This window comes from Citrobacter sp. S55_ASV_140 (assembly GCF_018919505.1).
Classification (GTDB): Bacteria; Pseudomonadota; Gammaproteobacteria; order Enterobacterales; family Enterobacteriaceae; genus Citrobacter; species Citrobacter werkmanii.
Genome location: NZ_JAHLQZ010000306.1, coordinates 1 through 3,138, shown reverse-complemented (window position 1 = coordinate 3,138; position 3,138 = coordinate 1). Strand labels below are relative to the sequence as shown.

The window sequence follows — 3,138 nt, the reverse complement described above, 5'->3', positions numbered from 1 at the left end:
CCGATAAACAGGTCGCCGCTGGTGATGGTTTCAAGTCCGGCGATCATACGCAGCAAGGTCGACTTACCACAGCCTGACGGTCCGACAAACACCACGAACTCCCCTTCGTGAATGTCGAGATTGATATCCTTCGATACCACCACGTCACCCCAGGCTTTCGTTACATTTCGCAGCTGTACGCTCGCCATGCCCTTCTCCCTTCGTTACAACCTGTCATCGACAGCAACATTCATGATGGACTGACTATGCGTTATCCCTCACGGGCGTGAATCCTCCACCCCCCAGCTTTTTTATGGGGGAGGAGGCGGGAGGATGAGAGCGCAGCGTCTGAGACCCGGACCACCAGCCTCAGAGGAATTTCGTGATGCAGCTTGCAAAAATGGGTGGGGTTTTATGTGCGCCAGTGCGCAATACTCACATTTATGTAACACAGATCACATAAAGAACGGGTGGGGCGTAGGTGTAAGGAGGATGGAAAGAGGTTGCCGTATAAAGAAACTAGTACCCGTTAAGCCACCTCTGCAAAATCACCAAACAGGATGGGAACTATGAATATCAAAACTGGCGCACGCATCCTCGCATTGTCTGCATTAACGACGATGATGTTTTCCGCCTCGGCTCTCGCCAAGATTGAAGAAGGTAAGTTGGTCATCTGGATTAACGGCGACAAAGGCTATAACGGCCTCGCTGAAGTGGGTAAAAAATTCGAGAAAGACACGGGTATCAAAGTTACCATTGAGCACCCGGACAAGCTGGAAGAGAAGTTCCCGCAGGTTGCCGCGACTGGCGACGGCCCGGACATCATCTTCTGGGCGCATGACCGTTTTGGCGGCTACGCACAATCTGGCCTGCTGGCTGAAATCACGCCAGACAAAGCGTTCCAGGACAAGCTCTATCCGTTCACCTGGGATGCCGTACGCTATAACGGCAAACTGATTGCGTACCCGATCGCCGTGGAAGCGCTGTCGCTGATTTACAACAAAGACCTCGTTCCGAACCCACCGAAAACCTGGGAAGAAATTCCGGCGCTGGATAAAGAGCTGAAAGCGAAAGGTAAATCCGCGCTGATGTTCAACCTGCAAGAACCGTACTTCACCTGGCCGCTGATTGCCGCCGACGGCGGTTACGCGTTCAAGTTTGAAAACGGCAAGTACGACGTGAAAGACGTGGGCGTGGATAGCGCTGGCGCGAAAGCGGGCCTGACCTTCCTGGTCGACCTGATCAAAAACAAACACATGAATGCGGATACCGACTACTCCATCGCCGAAGCGGCCTTTAACAAAGGCGATACCGCGATGACCATCAACGGTCCGTGGGCGTGGTCCAACATCGATAAGAGCAAGGTGAACTACGGCGTTACGCTGCTGCCAACCTTCAAAGGCAAGCCGTCTAAACCGTTCGTTGGCGTACTGAGCGCGGGTATCAACGCCGCCAGCCCGAACAAAGAACTGGCGAAAGAGTTCCTCGAAAACTACCTGTTGACCGACCAGGGTCTGGATGAAGTGAACAAGGACAAACCACTGGGCGCGGTTGCGCTGAAATCCTTCCAGGAACAGTTAGCGAAAGATCCGCGTATCGCAGCCACCATGGATAACGCCCAGAAAGGCGAAATCATGCCGAACATCCCGCAGATGTCCGCATTCTGGTATGCCGTGCGTACCGCAGTGATCAACGCCGCCAGCGGTCGTCAGACCGTCGATGCCGCGCTGAAAGACGCGCAGGGTCGTATCACCAAGTAATACAGTTGTGAACGTGCCGGATGGCGGCATACATGCCTTATCCGGCCTACAACGTATGTAGGCCTGATAAGCGCAGCGCCATCAGGCACGCTGACCAACAGGTTTTCATTGTTGTTGAGGATTGAACCCCATGGATGTCATTAAAAAGAAACACTGGTGGCAAAGCGACATGCTGAAATGGTCAGTAATGGGTCTGCTTGGTCTGCTGGTCGGTTACCTTGTTGTTTTGATGTACGCTCAGGGGGAGTATCTGTTTGCCATCATGACGCTAATTTTAAGCTCTGTTGGCCTGTATATTTTCGCTAACCGTAAAGCCTATGCCTGGCGCTATGTTTATCCTGGCGTGGCCGGTATGGGGCTGTTTGTCCTGTTTCCGCTCATTTGTACCATCGCCATTGCTTTTACCAACTACAGCAGCACCAACCAACTGACCTTTGAACGTGCTCAACAAGTCCTGATGGATCGTTCTTATCAGGCAGGTAAAACTTACAACTTTGGCCTGTATCCGGCGGGTGATGAGTGGCAACTGGCCCTCACCGACGGTGAAACGGGAAAAAATTATGTTTCCGACGCCTTTAAATTTGGCGGCGAACAGAAGCTGCAGTTAAAAGAAACCGAGGCGCTACCAGCGGGCGAACGTGCGACGCTGCGCATCATCACCCAGAATCGTCAGGCGCTGACTCAGCTAACAGCCATTCTGCCGGACGAAAGCAAAGTCATCATGAGTTCACTGCGTCAGTTCTCAGGTACGCAGCCGCTCTACTCTCTGGCCGATGATGGGACGCTCACCAACAACCAAAGCGGCGTGAAGTACCGCGCTAATAACGATATTGGTTATTATCAGACCATTAACGCAGACGGTAGCTGGGGTACTGAAAAACTCAGCCCGGGCTATACCGTCACCATCGGCTGGGACAATTTCACCCGCGTATTTACCGACGAGGGCATCCAGAAACCGTTCTTCGCCATCTTTATCTGGACGGTAGTGTTCTCAGTCCTGACGGTGATTCTGACCGTGGCTGTGGGTATGGTGCTGGCCTGTCTGGTGCAGTGGGAATCTCTGAAGGGCAAAGCGATTTACCGCGTCCTGCTGATTCTGCCCTACGCCGTACCGTCGTTTATCTCGATTCTGATTTTCAAAGGGCTGTTCAACCAGAGTTTTGGTGAAATCAACATGATGCTCAGCGCGCTGTTTGGTATCAAGCCGGCCTGGTTTAGCGATCCAACCACCGCGCGTTCGATGATTATCATCGTTAACACCTGGCTGGGTTATCCGTACATGATGATCCTGTGCATGGGGCTGCTGAAAGCGATTCCTGACGATCTGTATGAAGCCTCGGCAATGGACGGCGCGGGTCCGTTCCAGAACTTCTTTAAAATTACGTTACCGCTGCTGATC

3 protein-coding genes are annotated in these 3,138 nt (G+C 52.7%); 2 read left to right on the top strand and 1 reads right to left on the bottom strand.

The annotated features are described in order from the left end of the window. On the bottom strand, nucleotides 1-188 hold a 188-nt coding region (locus KQJ18_RS22915), incomplete at its 3' end, for an ATP-binding cassette domain-containing protein (RefSeq protein WP_216422833.1). A 360-nt stretch (nucleotides 189-548) separates the two neighbouring features. Here KQJ18_RS22915 and malE point away from each other — a divergent pair. Further along, nucleotides 549-1,739, top strand: coding sequence for a maltose/maltodextrin ABC transporter substrate-binding protein MalE (gene malE, locus KQJ18_RS22910; protein ID WP_032940895.1), 1,191 nt, complete (start codon nucleotides 549-551; stop codon nucleotides 1,737-1,739). Between the two features lie 130 nt (nucleotides 1,740-1,869). Further along, nucleotides 1,870-3,138: maltose ABC transporter permease MalF (malF, locus tag KQJ18_RS22905; RefSeq protein ID WP_216422832.1), on the top strand; the 1,269-nt coding region annotated here is incomplete at its 3' end.